The organism is Blautia sp. AF34-10 (assembly GCF_003477865.1).
In the GTDB taxonomy this organism is placed as follows: domain Bacteria; phylum Bacillota; class Clostridia; order Lachnospirales; family Lachnospiraceae; genus Fusicatenibacter; species Fusicatenibacter saccharivorans.
In genome coordinates, this window is record NZ_QUED01000007.1 from 1 (window position 1) to 15193 (window position 15193).

Consider the following 15193-nt stretch of genomic DNA (forward strand, 5'->3'; position numbering starts at 1 on the left):
AGCAGTGGGTGGGGACTTGCTGTATCAGGAGTGTGACAAGCCACTCCTGATAAGCTGCGAAGCAGCTATTCGGTTATGAGCAAGTAGCGAAGCGGATTGCGAATATACGCTTTGACTCTCTGGAGTGTGTTTGAAAAAGGCTTTTCGCAAGCTGCGAGTCCCAGCCTGTGGGAGATGAATTGCGTTTGTTATCTTGTTTTATGCAGCGTGATTGGATATAGGAATTTTAGAAGAAAAAAGAGTGGCGATAAAGAATAGCTATAGGAAAAACCTATAACTGGCCATCAATTTTCTATATTGGACAAAGCAGAAGACTGTCGCTATAATAATCCTTGTAAACAGATAGGAAATATCACCAAAACGAGAGGAAGCGAAGTGAATGAGAGCAGTTTTCGCAGAGAATCGAATTGTGATCTATGATGTCATGTGTTGCAGTGTAAGCAGATAAAACCGAAAGAAAACGGAGCCGCATTGCAGCATGGACAAAACAAGATGGCAACCGGTTCCGATAAATAATAGAAAATCGAACATGAAAAGAAATAGAAAAACGAAAAACAGAACAGGAGAATACAATCATGAGCAAAAAAACAAGAGCAGAAAGAAATCTTAAATTTGAAACCTTACAGCTTCACGTAGGACAGGAAAATCCGGATCCGGCAACCGGAGCAAGAGCAGTGCCGATCTATCAGACCTCTTCTTTCGTATTCAACAACTCCGATCACGCAGCAGCAAGATTCGGACTCCAGGATGCAGGAAACATCTACGGTCGTCTGACCAACCCGACCGAGGATGTTTTCGAGCAGAGAATGGCAGCACTGGAGGGCGGCGTTGCAGCACTTGCAGTAGCTTCCGGAGCAGCAGCCATCAACTACACCATCATCAACCTGGCGCAGAAGGGCGACCACATCGTATCTGCAAAGAACATCTACGGCGGTTCCTACAACCTGCTGGCGCACACTCTTCCGCAGTACGGAATCAGCACCACATTTGTTGATGTATTCGATCTGGATGAGGTTCGCGCAGCCGTTCAGGAGAACACAAAAGCCATCTACATCGAGACCCTCGGAAATCCGAACTCTGATGTTGTCGATATCGAAGCACTTGCAAAAATTGCACATGAGAACAAGATTCCGCTGGTTGTCGATAATACCTTCGCAACTCCATACCTCGTTCGTCCGATCGAGTACGGCGCAGACATCGTTGTTCATTCCGCAACCAAATTCATCGGCGGCCATGGAACTACTCTTGGCGGTGTGATTGTAGACAGCGGTAAATTCGACTGGGAGGGATCCGGAAAATTCGCATCTCTGACCGAGCCAAACCCGAGCTACCACGGCATTAGCTTCACAAAAGCAGTTGGACCTGCTGCGTTTGTTACAAAAGTACGTGCGATCCTTCTTCGTGATACCGGAGCTACGCTTTCACCGTTCAACTCTTTCCTGCTTCTGCAGGGATTGGAAACTCTGTCTCTCCGCGTAGAGCGTCACGTTGAGAATGCGCTGAAGGTTGTAAAATATCTGGAGAGCCAGCCACAGGTTGAGAAAGTACATCATCCGTCTGTATCCGACGATCCAAAGCAGCAGGCACTGTACGCAAAATACTTCCCGAACGGCGGCGGTTCTATCTTCACCTTCGAAATCAAAGGCGATGCACAGAAAGCAAAAGATTTCATCGACAATCTGGAGCTGTTCTCCCTGCTGGCTAACGTTGCCGATGTAAAATCTCTGGTAATCCATCCGGCAACCACCACTCACAGCCAGTGCACCGAGGAAGAACTGCTGGATCAGGGAATCAAACCAAACACCATCCGTCTTTCCATCGGTACCGAAAATGTCGATGATATTATCGAGGATCTGGATGAGGCATTTAAGGCAGTTCAGTAATTGGAAAACAGGTTATAGTAAATAAAACGTACGCCTCTGGCACAGTTCAAAGTGTCAGGGGCGTATTTTTCGCGTGCAATGAGGAAAAGTCCGTGCTTGCATGAGACCTTGACGAATGCCGCGATAACGAGTGAAGCGAGTTTTGGTTATGTGGGATCTTGAATGAAAGAGGAAAAAGATTTTAATGCTGGTTTTTTCATTGTTTCCGTTCGGAGCGGATACGCTGCACCGATTACAAGCGGTGGTGCGTCGAGAAGAGGAACGGCGGTGACATTTGGATGGCGGAAAAGTTCAAAGTTGCTCTCGGCAAAGAGACTGAAAGCCTCGCCGATTTCCACAGAGCTGATCGTGGATTCCAGGCGGGCCGTGCGCAGGATCTGCGGTTTTACACCTGCCTTTTCAAATAGCTGCATGCAGAGCTGATAAATCGAGGTATAGGGGTGCATGAGAATCAGCGGTTCGGCGGCAAGATCAGCGATGGTAAGAGCAGGCTTTTCGGCAAGTGGATGATCGATGGGCAGCATCACGCAGAGGCGGTCTTCTGTGATGGGTTCGAAGTGGTATTTCTGCAGTGAAATCATGGAATCCCGCGCGATCACAAGGTCAAAATGGCCTGATTGCAGGCCGTCCATCAGCTCAGTCTCTTCGCATTCTTCCAGAGTCAGCTCAATTTCCAGATGCGCGTGCGTGAAGGCACGGATGCGGGAAGTGAGATGATACTGCGTCAGAAACGGAAGAGAGCCAACGCGGAGCGGCTGGCGCGTGGTTTCCTGGAAGTGATGCATTTTTTGCAGCATCTGGTGATACTGGAGGGAGAGCTCCGCGGCTTCCTGCAGAAATAGTTCGCCTGCCGGAGTCAGTACGGCCTGGCGGCGGGTGCGGTCGAAGAGGGGAAGATTCAATTCAGTCTCGAGCTTCTGGATCTGTTTCGAGAGCGTGGACTGTGCGATATGAAGATTTTCCGCGGCCTCTAAAAAGGTGTCGCATCGAACGGCCATCAGAAAAAAGTCGATCTGTTCCAGAGTCATAAGGGGAGCCTCCTTTTCGTTTGATTCATTCCATTCTGGAAACAATTGTACCACAAATCGAATTGATTCCACAAAGGTTTCTTTTTACAATAAGGGTAGAAAATGAGGATGAAAAGGCATCCTTCGGGGCGCCGTCGATAGAATAAAAGGAGAAGAACTATGGCTGAAAAAGTAAGAGATCTGCGTAGTGCGCTGGAACGATTGAGAAATATGCCGGGACAGCTTGCCGAGACAGACGTTGAGGTTGATCCGATGGCGGAGCTTGCCGGTGTTTACCGTTACGTCGGTGCGGGCGGGACCGTAAAGCGTCCGACGAAAGAAGGCCCGGCGATGATTTTTCGCAACGTAAAAGGGCACCCGGACGCCAGCGTTGCGATTGGTGTTCTGGCAAGCCGGAAACGCGTGGCTGCCCTGCTGGACTGCGAGCCGGAGAGTCTTGGAAAAATGCTGTATCACAGCGTAGAAGAGCCGATTGCACCGGTTGAATTTCAGGGCGCGCCGCCATGCCAGGAAGTGGTACATCTGGCGACCGATCCCGATTTTGATCTGAACCGTCTCGTCCCGGCGCCGACGAATACGCCGGATGATGCCGGCCCGTACATCACGCTCGGCATGTGCTACGCCTCCCATCCGGACACCGGACTGCATGATGTGACGATTCACCGTCTCTGCATTCAGGGAAAAGACGAGCTTTCGATTTTCTTCACCCCGGGCGCACGCCACATCGGCGCAATGGCAGACCGCGCGGAGGAACTGGGACAGACACTTCCGATTTCCATCAGTATCGGTGTTGATCCTGCGATTGAGATCGGTTCCTGTTTCGAGCCGCCGACAACACCGCTCGGTTACGATGAGCTTTCCGTTGCGGGTGCACTGCGGAAAGAGCCGGTAGAACTGTGCCGCTGCGTTTCCGTGAAGGAGATGGCGATTGCAAATGCAGAGTACGTCATCGAGGGCGAGGTCATCCCGGGTGTGCGTGTGCAGGAGGACCAGAACAGCCACACTGGCTATGCGATGCCGGAGTTCCCGGGCTACACCGGCCCGGCAAGTGATCAGTGCCGTCTGATTAAAGTAAAAGCCGTGACACACCGCCGCAGTCCGATTATGCAGACCTGCATCGGACCAAGTGAAGAGCACGTTTCGATGGCTGGTATTCCGACCGAGGCGAGCATCTACGGCATGGTAGAAAAAGCGATGCCGGGACGGCTCCAGAATGTGTACTGCGGTTCCGCAGGCGGCGGAAAGTATATGGCGGTTCTCCAGTTCAAAAAACTGAGTCCCAGCGACGAGGGAAGACAGCGTCAGGCAGCATTGCTGGCATTTTCGGCGTTCAGTGAGCTGAAACACGTTTTTCTGGTGGACGAGGATGTGGACTGCTTTGATATGAACGATGTGATTTGGGCAATGAATACGAGATTCCAGGGTGACGCGGACATCATCACAATTCCAGGCGTGCGGTGCCATCCGCTCGATCCGTCGAACGATCCGACGTGTTCACCGTCGATCCGCGATCACGGGATTGCATGCAAGACGATTTTCGACTGTACGGTGCCGTACGATCAAAAAGAACGGTTTGTGCGGGCGAGATTTATGGAAGTCGATCCGAAGCATTGGCTGGATGAGGAATAAAGAATACGTTTTTGGGAAAGGGAGAGCATTGTGATATGCTGAAATTTAAGAAAAATCATTATACCATAGAAGAAGTAACACTGTGTGGGGAGACGGTCCGGTTTCGGGCGTTCCGTGACCTGGTTTATGTGGAAAAACCGGTCAATGTGGAGTTTCAGAAAATGAATCTCTTTGTGCCGGAGAGTTATTATGAGGGAACGTCCATCAACGGTTACGATTTACTGAGCGCGCCGGTTTTCATGCCGAATACTGTTGGCGGCTATATGCCGGGTCCGGCGGACGAGCCGGGAGCGAATCCGTTTTTACAGGGAAAACCGAATACGATTTTCCGCGCCTTACAGCACGGCTATGTCGTAGCATCTCCAGCGATCCGCGGCAGAGTGCAGAAGGGTGAGGACGGTCATTATAATGGGAAAGCACCTGCGTGCGTAGTGGATTATAAAGCGGCTGTGCGGTATCTTCACTTTTTGGCGGATGAGCTGCCTGGCGATGAAAATAAAATCATCACCAACGGAACGAGTGCCGGCGGCGCACTGTCATCCCTGATGGGAAGCACGGGAAACCACCCTGACTACGAGCCGTATCTGCAGGCGCTCGGCGCAGCGGATGCTGGGGATGATGTGTTTGCGGCCTCCTGTTACTGCCCGATCATCAATCTGGAGCACGCGGACATGGCGTATGAGTGGGAGTTCTGCGGTGTGAACGATTTCCACCGCGCCAACATGAAAATGGACGAGGGCGGCGCCCGGTTTTCACACCGGTGGACGGCGAGATGACGGAAGAGCAGATTCGCGTATCTGTTGAGGAAAAAGCCCTGTTTCCGGCGTATGTGAACAGCCTTGGATTAAAAGACGAAAACGGAGCTCCGCTGACGCTCGATGCGGACGGCGAAGGTTCTTTGAAAGAGTATGTCAAACACATTGTGATGGAATCCGCACAGAGAGCGCTTGACGGCGGCGTGGATTTAGCGGATAAAACGTGGCTGACCATCGAAAACGGCAAAGTGCAGAGCATGGATTTTGCGGCGTATGTCAAAGACATCACCCGCATGAAAACCGCACCGGCCTTCGATGCGCTGGATCTGGAAAGCCCGGAGAATGATCTGTTTGGAAATGAGATGACGAACTGCCGTCATTTCACGGAATACAGTGCGGCCAACACCAAAGTGCAGGGTGAGCGCGCAGAAAAAAAGATCGTGAAAATGCTGAATCCAATGGAATATGTCATGGATGAAATGGCGCAAAAGGCACACCATTTCCGCATCCGCCACGGCGAGTGCGACCGCGACACCTCTCTGGTGATCTCGGCAATGCTGACGGCAAAACTGCGCGAGGCGGGCTGTGAGGTTGATTACCATTCCCCATGGAATACGCCGCATGCAGGCGACTACGACCTCGACGAGTTATTCGCATGGATCGATGGAATCTGTGGATAAAAGGAAGGAACGAGACGGATGGCTGTGGAAAAACGGATTGTAGTTGGCGCTTCCGGGGCGAGTGGAATGCCGCTGCTGATGAAGTGCCTTGAAATTCTGCGGGATAGTGAGGAATACCGTTCCCTTCTGGTGATGAGCCGCAGTGCAAAGCTGACGCTGGAACAGGAGACAGACTGGAGTGTTTCGCAGGTGGAAGCGCTGGCAGATGAAGTGCTCGAGCAGGACAACATCGGTGCAGGCCCGGCGAGCGGGTCGTACCGGACAGAAGGCATGGTGATTGTGCCGTGCAGCATGAAAACAGCGGCAGGAATTGTAAGCGGATACACCGACAATCTGCTACTGCGTGCGGCGGATGTGACGATCAAGGAGAAACGCCCGCTTGTACTGGCAGCACGGGAGACACCGATGAGTGAAATTCATCTGCGGAATCTGTACGAACTGTCGAGATTGTCAAATGTATGGATTGTTCCGCCGATGATGACCTTTTATCAGAAACCGGAGTCCATCGACGATATGGTGACACATCTTGCGGCCAAACTGCTTTCGCCGTTCGGCGTGGAAGTAAAGGAGTACCGGAGATGGAAAGAATGCTGACAAAAAAGGCAACAGCCGCAGGATGCACGATGGAAGTGACGGTAATGAAGCTCGGTGAGGACTTTCAGATCTGTCTCGCCGGAGGAGAAAAGCCGCATATCGGCTGTGTGGTGCAGGCCGTACCACGAGAATCGCTGACCGGAGACGGGAGCTGGAGTGCGACTTCCTCGGTGTGGAACCGCACCGGACATAAAGATGAGGTACTGTGCCGGATGCTGGCGGAAAAAATCTGTTGTGCCTGCCGTACCGTGACCGTCTGCACCGGTGGCGTGCATATCGATGAAATTACCGGAGAGCAGATCCGGGAGATTGTGGATGCGGTAGAGAAGATGGGAGAAGAGATTGCGCAGGATTTGAGATGATAAGTAAGCATGGAAAGCGGATAAAAAGTCATTGCATTTTTCGGACATGCTTTGGGTTTGTGTTATATTTCCTATTGAATATGTAGAGAATATGGAATAAAATAAAAGAAGGTATTTTTATCATGACATATATTCGGAGGAAATAAAATGAAAGTTTCGACAAGAGGACGGTATGCGCTTCGTCTGATGCTGGATCTGGCACTCAACAATACCGGCGAACCGGTGCGTTTGAAAGATGTGGCAAAGCGGCAGGAGATTTCGGAAAAATATCTGGAACAGATCATCTCGATTTTGAATAAAGCTGGTTTCGTAAAAAGTGTGCGCGGCCCGGCGGGCGGTTATTCCCTGAAACGAAAGCCGGAAGAATATACCGTGGGCATGATCCTGCGTCTGACCGAGGGCAGCCTTGCGCCGGTGGACTGTGTAGAAGACGGCGCCGACTGCGGCAGGGAAGATCAGTGCGTTACGGTGATGCTCTGGAAAAAACTGAACGATGCCATCAACAGTGTGGTGGACAATATTACGCTGGCAGATCTGGTGGAATGGCAGATGCAGAAGTCGAATGAGTATGTAATCTGACGGCAGACAGAATAAGCGATAACGTCCAATGAGGGAACAGAAGAGGGAAAATGGTGAAAACATCATTTTCCTTTTTTTACCGGTAAAAATCTGGGAGCACGGCATTTACAAGCAAAAAAAAATTTGTTAAGATAAAAAATAGGGCGCATTTGGAGAAGAAAAAAATCAGGATGCGCAAAAGTGAAGAAAATAAAAGATAAGGAGTTTCCCCTTATGAAAAAACAACAGGAAAGCCTTAAAAATATGGTATATCAGGCCATTTTGAACGGCATTTTTACCGATGAATATAAACCCAATCAAATTATCAACGAGCAGGAGCTGGTACAGAAATTCGGCTGCAGCAAGACACCGATCCGTGAAGCCCTTGTGACGCTCTGCAATGAGGGAATCCTCCGCAGCTTCCCGCGCTTCGGCTACCAGGTTGTCAGCGTGTCCCGCGAAGAGGCACAGAATATTCTGGATTTCCGCCTTGTTCTCGAGGGCGGATATCTTCGTCAGTCGATCGGACATATCACCGAAGAAAATCTGGCGGAGCTTGCCGAGATTGATGAGAGATGCAAACAGAGCACCGACAGCGTATGGGATCACTGGGAGGCGAATACGGCATTTCATCTGAAATTAATCTCCTTCTCCGGAAATGCTTATGCATATCAGGAACTCGAGCGAACCATGAACGTCTTAAAACGTGCTTATGCTCAGTTTTACTGGCAGACATGGTCCAACGTGAATCCGGCATTGGATATTGCACATCATACCGATATCATGCAGAGTATTCGGGAAAAAGATCTGGAGAAAACGCTGAATTATCTGAAAGAGGATCTGGCGGATTTTTGCGGGTGAGAAAACGTAATTACATAGAAAAACAGTCGTCGGCTATGATATAGCTTGGACGACTGTTTTTGTATATAGACTATTTCTTTTGCAAATTTCCAGTGTTTCTTTGTTTGGAATAAATACTTCCCGTGTCTTTTTATCATAAGCGAGATACCCAAGGTGAACGAACAGCGTCAGCACATCATCCTTGCTTTTTAAAGAGGTCATGTCATTTTGAAATTATGAGGTATAATTCCGAATGGAATAGCGGAAGAGTAAAATAAAACAGGATAAAGACAAAAGATCTAAAAAAGAACGAAAAAACGTCAGAAGTCAAGATTCTATTATATACCAATGATATCTGGAAAAATAGAATTGTACTTTTGACGTTTTTGATAGAGACCTGTGCATGCTGTAAAGAAAACTTTTCTGCGGGAGAAGAGATCTTTCACAGTACCTTTTTTACCAGACAGCGTTTCTTAAAAAATGAAATTCCATAACAGAAAATCTGATCGTAGTCATCCTCGTATTCCTTTGCGTACATCTTCTCGTTCATCTGCTGTAAGGCGCTGTCGCATGCGGAACTCAGATTTTCCAGAGCCTTCGTATATTTTGCTTCAAAAACTGCCACCCGGCCGTTAATGGAATCATACAAAACGACATCGCTGCGGCCTTCGCCGTGTTCTTTGTTAGAATCTACCATGTAACCGGCCCCGGTAAAGATTCCGGCAAGAAATGCATGGTAAAAGTCTTCCCGATAGTCGTGATAACTGATCGTTCTTCGAAGAAGAGCCGTCAGTTCTTGCGTAATACGATCGCAGTCACCACTCCAGATGGCATCAAACAGTGTTTTCCGGTTCCAGGTTTTTGCACTTTCATCAAACCAGCGGACCACCGTTGTCTCAAAGATCTCTTTGATTTCAGCATTTGGAATTTTCAGCTCCATCATTCCTGGAGGCAGTTCATCTGTATCCATCGTAGTTTGGGCTTTTGTAAGATATCCTGTCAGATACAGCAGGCTCCAGAGATTATCTTCCGAGGAATGTAGATAATCATACGTTAGATTTTCATCCACACGTTGCAAAATGGATCCGCCAGCCATTAGAGTTTCGAGCTTTTTTGTAATGCTGCTTCCGGCGTAGTCAATGAAAGACCGGATGATGGCATTGTCACTCGTGTTTTTCCAGTAGCTGACAGGACTTGCCTGGGGATTTCGCTGCAATTCCAGAAGATAATTCATCACATCCCAGGGGCAGTAAACATCGAAAGTACCAAAATGATAGCCGTCATACCACTCCTTCATGGCAGATGCTTTATCTGTAAAATCTGCAGAAAGGAGAAGCTGGTCGACTTCATGCTGAACAAAGCCAAAATATTCATTCAGTCGGGAATTGGTAATTGTATCCGAGACAAAGTTATTTGTTCCTGTAAAGATACTTTCTTTTGCAATTTTCAGACATCCTGTGATAACAGCAAAGTGAAGAGATGGATTATCTTTTAATGCCTGCATCAATCCCTTTATAACATCCATCATTTCATTATAGTATCCGTGACTGTTCGCCTTGGCGATTGGCACATCATACTCATCAATCAGCAGGATCACTTTTTTTCCATAATGCTGTTCCAACAGCCGCGTAAGAAACTGGAGGGAACGCATAATATCCGTTTTTCCGGCTTGTCGTTCCTGCAGCTGTTTAAAAAGAAACTTATCCCGATCACTTAAAGCTGTACTTTTCAAAAGGTTATCATGCTGCTGATAAAGAAGGGAAATTTCATAGACCAGCTGTTGGTAAGCATCTGAAAAATGAATACCGTCAACATTTTTGAGCGATAAAAACACAACAGGCCATTGATTCATCCATTTCTCACATAAATTCTTTTGGTGTGAAATTTCGAGGCCATCGAATAGTTTTTTTGAGTCTTTGCGGATGTCAAAAAAACTCTCCAGCATGCTCATGCCAAGCGTTTTTCCGAAACGTCGGGGTCGTGTAATTAATGTCACTTCTGCTGATGATCTCACAAGTTCTGCAATCAGACCTGTTTTGTCAATGTAGTAAAATCCACCATTACGGATTTTTTCGAAATTTGAGATGCCAACGGGAATACTTAATTTGCTCATTTCGGTCATTCCTTTCTTGTCAAACACGCGCCAGAGACTATGCATGCTGGCTTTTTAGACATAGTATCAAAACTTATGTATATGTTACCATAAAACAAGGCATGTATCAATTGAGCAAAATCAGTTATTCTTTTATTAGCAGACCTTGTTCACATCCACCCGGTCAATCATAATATTCAGAATTTCCGTATCGGTATCTTTCATGCCGACTCTTCCGATATATCCCATACTTTTAATCGTATCTTCCACATCTTCCCGAACAATACCTTCGCCCGGCTGAAAACTTCTGTGATGCTGGCCCATGTAGTGGGCGAGAATAGCAGCGTCAACAGCGGATGCGATTTTCGCTGCGCAGGAGGATTTTGCCCCGTCACAGACAATACCGCCGACGTTTCCAATGGTATTGACGATCGTCAGGCTAACATCCTCATAGGATCCGCCGGAAAGATAGGTAATGGCGGCGCCGGCTCCACAGCCTGCGCTGACGGCGCCACAGTAAGCGGAAAGACTTCCAATATATTTTTTCTGATGAACCGCGATCAGGTTGCTGACAACGAGTGCGCGGTACAGTTTTTCCTGGGAAACGTTCCATTCTTTTGCAAACTCGATGACAGGAAGGGAAACGGTCATGCCCTGGTTTCCGCTGCCGGAATTGATGACGACCGGAAGAGAGCAGCCGCTCATACGGGCATCGGAACCGGCAGCTGCATGGGCGCGGGCGCGGATTTTTACATCATCGCCGTACTCATTCAGCAGAGTGCGGCCGACCTGTGCACCGTAAGCGTGGCGGAGACCTTCGTCAGAAATCGCAGAGTTCATGGTGATCTGGCGGTCGAGGATTTCTTTGACATCTTCGATCTTCACAGTATCGGCGAATTCGAGAATATCCTTGACGTTCAGCACACTTTTATCGACGTATTCAGGGGAATCTTCATGAGCCGCAATTTGATAAAGTATCTCACCATCTTTTACGATGCGTGAAATCAGGGTATGACGGTTTACAATCGTTACCTCCGCGCTGTGCTCTCCGGCAATGACTTTTGCAACAATGTAAAGATTCTCTACGCCTTCTTTTAAAGTACAGGTACAGAATCCCTGCTGTACCAGTTCTTTTGTCTTTTCAATATCTGCCTCGGTCACATCTTCAAGTACTTCAAGCTCGCGTTCGGCACAGCCTCCGACGACGCCAAGCGTTGCCGCAACATCAATGCCCTTCAGACCGTTGGAATTTGGAACTTTAACACCCTTTACGTTTTTGATGATGTTTCCACTGCAGCAAAGCTCAATCGATTCTGGCATCTCTCCGAGCACTTCGCGTGCTTTGGCTGCCGCATAGGCGATGGCAATCGGCTCTGTACAGCCAAGCGCCGGAACAAGCTCGTTCTTTAAAATCTTTACATAACTGTCATATAATTTCTGATCCATGAAAATTCTCCTGTGTAGTTTTTTCTATTGTTCGTAAGTGGTAAATCTTGTATCTGCTCTGATTATACTATTGATATATCACTGATAATATTAGATGTCAAGCAGAGAATTGCAATATGTAGAGAAATACCGTGAAAAACAGGAATCCATAAGACTTTTTTTAGATTAAATTGTATTTCCTTTCAAAGTGTCCTATACTGAAAAGTAGCAAAAATACACATCACGCTTTCATTTGGAGGATTTTTATGCAGAAGATTACGTTTCGAAAATTAGCTGGAGAAAAATATATTTACCCGGAACTGCAGGGACACTTTATCGAGTTTCTTGGCTCCTGTATTTATGATGGAATCTGGGTTGGAGAGGATTCGGAAATTCCGAATTATCATGGAATCCGAAAAGACCTTGTGGATGCATTTCAGAAGCTGCACCCGCCGGTGATCCGCTGGCCGGGCGGATGTTTTGCGGATGTATATCACTGGCGGAACGGCATAGGTCCGCGGGAGCAGCGGCCGGTTACATACAATGAAAACTTCGGTACTTTCGAGACGGATCCCAATCAGTTCGGTACACACGAGATGATGGAATTTTGCGAGATGATCGGCGCGAAGCCATGGTTTAATATCAATATGATGACCGGCTCTCCATCCGAGATGCGAGAGTGGATGGAGTACTGTAACCGCAAAGAGCCGACGGCACTTTCGCAGGAACGAAAAACAAACGGCCATGAAAAACCGTTCGAGATTGAATACTGGGGTATCGGAAATGAAGTATGGGACGGCGGCGGAAAAATGACGCCGCAGATGTATGCGAACGAATACCGGAAATTCAGTTCCTCCTGTCCGTCGTTTGGAGGCGGCGATCAGACATTTTCCATGAAATGCATCGCCAGCGGCCCGGATGGAAATAAGCCGAAAGAACGTGCTGCGTGGACAAAAGATTTCTTTAAGGAAATGGGAAAATACCGGATGCCGTCTCTCTATGGCTACGATCTCCATTTTTACAACTGGAATCTGAAACAGCTTCAGACAGAGAAAAAGTTTGATGAAAAACAGTGGTATGATGTGATCAATGGATGCAAAGAGCTGGAAAATGTCATTCACGAGCAGCGCCGCCTGATAGACGCTGGTCTTGAGGCACTTCCGAAACCGGAGGGTCCGTTCCAGGCGGCACCGAGAAAATGTGAACTGATTGTCGGTGAGTGGGGCAACTGGCACAGCAGTGCATTTAATGCGCGCCCGGCGCTGTATCAGCAGTGTACGATGCGTGATGCCGTTACAACTGCACTGACGCTCGACATCTTCCACCGCAATACCGGGGATGTGCGCATGGCATGTGTGGCACAGTCTGTCAATGTCCTGAATTCCCTGTTCCTGACGGATGGTGAGCATTGTATTCTGACACCAAACTACGATGTGTTCGATATGTATCAGGTGCATCAGGGTGCGTATACGCTTGGCTTTGAGGAAAAGAACAAAGATCCTGAGGTCTGCATTTTTGCCTCGATCAAAAATGATGATATCTACGTCAATCTCGTAAATACAAGTTACAGCGAATCAAAGAAAATCGAATTGAAATTCAAACAGTGTCCGGAATTTGTTGAGGCCAAAACACTGTACTCCCAAGATCCGCAGAACTACAACGATGCGAAACATCCGAACCGAGTCCGCTGCAAAGAAGGAAAAGCACCTGCACGGGAAAAAGACTCCTTCCAGATTGCGCTGCCGGCGGCTTCGGTCAGCGTTTATCATTTCAGAAAAACAGAAACAGAAAAGTAATACATACAAAACGGGCCGCCCCGGGGAAAAGGATTGTTCCCACAGGGCGGCTCATTTCTATTACAAAAACAATTCAATCACAAACACCACGGCACAGCATGCCACCGAAACCTGAAACAGGCTTGCACCGAACCATGCGGCTGCGATGCCGACGACAAGTGCGAGTGCGCCGGAAACAGGGCTCTGTGTTGCATGGACAATCGCCGGGAAGGTCATGACGGACAGCGTCACGTATGGAACGTAGTACAGAAACGACTGAATAAACTGATTTTTAATCGGCTTCCGAATCAGCGTCAGCGGCAGAATCCGGATTGTGTAGGAAACCAGAGCCATGACGGCGATATAGATATAATTATTGTACATCAGCATTTTCCTCCTCTGTCTTTACCGGGAACAGGATAGCTCCGGCGCAGGAAATCAGAACGGTGAGCAGAATCGTTCTGGTTCCGTCGGAGAGAGTGGAGATGCCCGGGAGATAGCTGCAGATAAAGCTTAAGAAAAAGCTGACGGCAACAAGACCCGCTACCACACGGCTCTTTCGCGCCGGGGGAATGATGATTGCAAGGAACATGCCGTACAGCGCCACGCTTAAGGCACTGACAGCGCGCAGCGGCAGCAGATTTCCGGCAATAATACCAAGAGCCGTGCCGATCGACCACGCGGGAGCAGCGACGAGAATGGCACCGTATGTATAATACGGATTCAGCCAGCCCGGGCGCGCGATTGTGATGCCAAACAGTTCATCCGTTACATCGTAACCAATGAGAAAACGGTGGAAAAACGGCGTGTCCGGTGAAAAACGCTGGGCAAGCGCACAGCTCATCAGAAGATACCGCGCATTGGCGATGAGTGTAATGATAGCGACCTGCAGATAGCCTGAGTTGGCGGCAATCAGTGTAAAGGCAGCGTATTCTCCGGCGGAAGCATTGTTGAAAAGACTGGCGAGAAAGCCCTGAAAAGGACTAAGACCTGCCTTACGCGCTGCAATGCCGAGCGAAAACGAGACCGCAAAATAGCCAAGCCCGATCGGAATGCCATCGCGGATTCCGTTGACCAGAACCTGGCGGGAAAATGAATAAGATCTTTGTGAACTCATAAAAAGCTACTTCCTTTTCCTTCGCAGAAGCTAGAGCATGTCTGAAAAATCATTTCCGCAATCTGCAAGCCCCACTTTATGGTATATTTTGCCCTCATTCGGTTGCCGTAGCCCGCTACGCCGCCCTCATTCGGACAAAATCTCCCACAAACTGGGACTCGCAGCTTGCGAAAAGCCTTTTTCAGACACGCTCTAGAGCGTGTTTGAGAAAATTTTCCGCAATCTGAGATTCGCAGCTTACGAAAAGTTTTTTTCAGACATGCTCTGACATCTGGCAAAAATGTTGGGGTCAAGAGATCAAAAATCCTCTTGCAAGCGAGCTTGCACCGGCTTTTTGATCTTTTGCCCTGATATCTGATGAAAATTATAGCAAGTTTCGACAGGTTCGTAAACTCTTATTTTGTTCTTGTTCGTTTCACGCAGCCACTGCTTACGCCTGCGTTTCTAAGTCTGTT

The 15193-nt window shown here is 48.4% G+C and carries 16 protein-coding genes and 1 pseudogene; 10 read left to right on the forward strand and 7 right to left on the reverse strand.

What is annotated here, in order from left to right; all coding sequences use genetic code 11:
- Positions 1-73: 73 nt before the first annotated feature.
- Positions 74-217, reverse strand: coding sequence for a DUF6783 domain-containing protein (locus DWZ60_RS21125; RefSeq protein WP_442857795.1), 144 nt, complete (start codon positions 215-217; stop codon positions 74-76).
- Positions 218-575: 358 nt separating this feature from the next.
- Here DWZ60_RS21125 and DWZ60_RS05815 point away from each other — a divergent pair, with 358 nt between their 5' ends.
- Positions 576-1883: an O-acetylhomoserine aminocarboxypropyltransferase/cysteine synthase family protein gene (locus DWZ60_RS05815; RefSeq protein WP_055221806.1), complete on the forward strand. Its 1308-nt coding sequence runs from the start codon at positions 576-578 to the stop codon at positions 1881-1883.
- Between the two features lie 146 nt (positions 1884-2029).
- Here DWZ60_RS05815 and DWZ60_RS05820 read toward each other — a convergent pair whose 3' ends face one another.
- Positions 2030-2911, reverse strand: a complete 882-nt coding sequence (locus DWZ60_RS05820; RefSeq protein WP_119221377.1) for a LysR family transcriptional regulator — start codon at positions 2909-2911, stop codon at positions 2030-2032.
- Positions 2912-3070: 159 nt separating this feature from the next.
- On the opposite strand from DWZ60_RS05820, the gene DWZ60_RS05825 reads away from it, so the two are divergent.
- The 7 genes from DWZ60_RS05825 (at position 3071) to DWZ60_RS05850 (ending at position 8350) form a co-directional block, all read left to right on the forward strand.
- Positions 3071-4540 carry a UbiD family decarboxylase gene (locus DWZ60_RS05825; RefSeq protein WP_117762097.1) on the forward strand — a complete coding sequence of 490 codons (1470 nt, stop codon included), beginning with the start codon at positions 3071-3073 and terminating at the stop codon, positions 4538-4540.
- 35 nt (positions 4541-4575) lie between these two features.
- Positions 4576-5316, forward strand: a complete 741-nt coding sequence (locus tag DWZ60_RS17925; RefSeq protein WP_243038223.1) for a subtype B tannase — start codon at positions 4576-4578, stop codon at positions 5314-5316.
- Complete coding sequence (locus tag DWZ60_RS17930) at positions 5313-5975, forward strand: hypothetical protein (protein WP_243038224.1); 663 nt, start codon at positions 5313-5315, stop codon at positions 5973-5975. Before DWZ60_RS17925 ends, DWZ60_RS17930 begins: the two co-directional genes overlap by 4 nt.
- A gap of 18 nt (positions 5976-5993) precedes the next feature.
- On the forward strand, positions 5994-6569 hold the full coding sequence (locus tag DWZ60_RS05835) for a UbiX family flavin prenyltransferase (RefSeq protein ID WP_118640861.1): 576 nt from the start codon (positions 5994-5996) through the stop codon (positions 6567-6569).
- Positions 6563-6931, forward strand: coding sequence for a prenylated flavin chaperone LpdD (locus DWZ60_RS05840; protein WP_243038225.1), 369 nt, complete (start codon positions 6563-6565; stop codon positions 6929-6931). The genes DWZ60_RS05835 and DWZ60_RS05840 overlap by 7 nt, the downstream gene beginning before the upstream one ends.
- Before the next feature lie 147 nt (positions 6932-7078).
- Positions 7079-7510, forward strand: a complete 432-nt coding sequence (locus DWZ60_RS05845; RefSeq protein ID WP_055226207.1) for an RrF2 family transcriptional regulator — start codon at positions 7079-7081, stop codon at positions 7508-7510.
- Positions 7511-7723: 213 nt separating this feature from the next.
- Positions 7724-8350 (forward strand): GntR family transcriptional regulator, encoded by a 627-nt coding sequence (locus tag DWZ60_RS05850; RefSeq protein WP_117762094.1) that lies wholly within the window; start codon positions 7724-7726, stop codon positions 8348-8350.
- A gap of 421 nt (positions 8351-8771) precedes the next feature.
- Here DWZ60_RS05850 and DWZ60_RS05855 read toward each other — a convergent pair whose 3' ends face one another.
- Both DWZ60_RS05855 and DWZ60_RS05860 read right to left on the reverse strand, forming a co-directional pair.
- Positions 8772-10442, reverse strand: a complete 1671-nt coding sequence (locus DWZ60_RS05855) for an AAA family ATPase (protein WP_119221378.1) — start codon at positions 10440-10442, stop codon at positions 8772-8774.
- Positions 10443-10577: 135 nt separating this feature from the next.
- On the reverse strand, positions 10578-11867 hold the full coding sequence (locus DWZ60_RS05860; RefSeq protein WP_118720438.1) for an L-cysteine desulfidase family protein: 1290 nt from the start codon (positions 11865-11867) through the stop codon (positions 10578-10580).
- 245 nt (positions 11868-12112) lie between these two features.
- Between DWZ60_RS05860 and DWZ60_RS05865 the strand changes: the two genes are divergently transcribed.
- Positions 12113-13642: an alpha-N-arabinofuranosidase gene (locus DWZ60_RS05865; RefSeq protein WP_119221379.1), complete on the forward strand. Its 1530-nt coding sequence runs from the start codon at positions 12113-12115 to the stop codon at positions 13640-13642.
- A 60-nt stretch (positions 13643-13702) separates the two neighbouring features.
- Here DWZ60_RS05865 and DWZ60_RS05870 read toward each other — a convergent pair whose 3' ends face one another.
- From DWZ60_RS05870 to DWZ60_RS20660, 3 genes and pseudogenes are all read right to left on the reverse strand, one after another.
- Positions 13703-14005, reverse strand: a complete 303-nt coding sequence (locus DWZ60_RS05870; protein WP_330410127.1) for an AzlD domain-containing protein — start codon at positions 14003-14005, stop codon at positions 13703-13705.
- Positions 13995-14738 carry an AzlC family ABC transporter permease gene (locus DWZ60_RS05875; protein WP_119221380.1) on the reverse strand — a complete coding sequence of 248 codons (744 nt, stop codon included), beginning with the start codon at positions 14736-14738 and terminating at the stop codon, positions 13995-13997. Before DWZ60_RS05875 ends, DWZ60_RS05870 begins: the two co-directional genes overlap by 11 nt.
- Positions 14735-14863, reverse strand: a pseudogene (locus DWZ60_RS20660) (DUF6783 domain-containing protein); the annotation flags it as partial. The pseudogene DWZ60_RS20660 and the gene DWZ60_RS05875, both read right to left, overlap by 4 nt.
- Between DWZ60_RS20660 and DWZ60_RS20665 the strand changes: the two are divergent.
- The gene (locus DWZ60_RS20665; RefSeq protein WP_334294880.1) at positions 14822-14965 is read left to right on the forward strand and encodes a DUF6783 domain-containing protein; all 144 of its coding nucleotides are present in this window, start codon (positions 14822-14824) and stop codon (positions 14963-14965) included. The pseudogene DWZ60_RS20660 and the gene DWZ60_RS20665 overlap by 42 nt on opposite strands.
- Positions 14966-15193: the final 228 nt, after the last annotated feature.

What these genes read in the sequence shown, in the direction of transcription:
- DWZ60_RS05815 (WP_055221806.1), top strand. Translation starts at nt 576, where the DNA reads ATGAGCAAAAAAACAAGAGCAGAAAGAAATCTTAAATTTGAAACCTTA.
- DWZ60_RS05820 (WP_119221377.1), bottom strand. Translation starts at nt 2,911, where the DNA reads ATGACTCTGGAACAGATCGACTTTTTTCTGATGGCCGTTCGATGCGAC.
- DWZ60_RS05825 (WP_117762097.1), top strand. Translation starts at nt 3,071, where the DNA reads ATGGCTGAAAAAGTAAGAGATCTGCGTAGTGCGCTGGAACGATTGAGA.
- DWZ60_RS17925 (WP_243038223.1), top strand. Translation starts at nt 4,576, where the DNA reads ATGCTGAAATTTAAGAAAAATCATTATACCATAGAAGAAGTAACACTG.
- DWZ60_RS17930 (WP_243038224.1), top strand. Translation starts at nt 5,313, where the DNA reads ATGACGGAAGAGCAGATTCGCGTATCTGTTGAGGAAAAAGCCCTGTTT.
- DWZ60_RS05835 (WP_118640861.1), top strand. Translation starts at nt 5,994, where the DNA reads ATGGCTGTGGAAAAACGGATTGTAGTTGGCGCTTCCGGGGCGAGTGGA.
- DWZ60_RS05840 (WP_243038225.1), top strand. Translation starts at nt 6,563, where the DNA reads ATGCTGACAAAAAAGGCAACAGCCGCAGGATGCACGATGGAAGTGACG.
- DWZ60_RS05845 (WP_055226207.1), top strand. Translation starts at nt 7,079, where the DNA reads ATGAAAGTTTCGACAAGAGGACGGTATGCGCTTCGTCTGATGCTGGAT.
- DWZ60_RS05850 (WP_117762094.1), top strand. Translation starts at nt 7,724, where the DNA reads ATGAAAAAACAACAGGAAAGCCTTAAAAATATGGTATATCAGGCCATT.
- DWZ60_RS05855 (WP_119221378.1), bottom strand. Translation starts at nt 10,442, where the DNA reads ATGAGCAAATTAAGTATTCCCGTTGGCATCTCAAATTTCGAAAAAATC.
- DWZ60_RS05860 (WP_118720438.1), bottom strand. Translation starts at nt 11,867, where the DNA reads ATGGATCAGAAATTATATGACAGTTATGTAAAGATTTTAAAGAACGAG.
- DWZ60_RS05865 (WP_119221379.1), top strand. Translation starts at nt 12,113, where the DNA reads ATGCAGAAGATTACGTTTCGAAAATTAGCTGGAGAAAAATATATTTAC.
- DWZ60_RS05870 (WP_330410127.1), bottom strand. Translation starts at nt 14,005, where the DNA reads ATGTACAATAATTATATCTATATCGCCGTCATGGCTCTGGTTTCCTAC.
- DWZ60_RS05875 (WP_119221380.1), bottom strand. Translation starts at nt 14,738, where the DNA reads ATGAGTTCACAAAGATCTTATTCATTTTCCCGCCAGGTTCTGGTCAAC.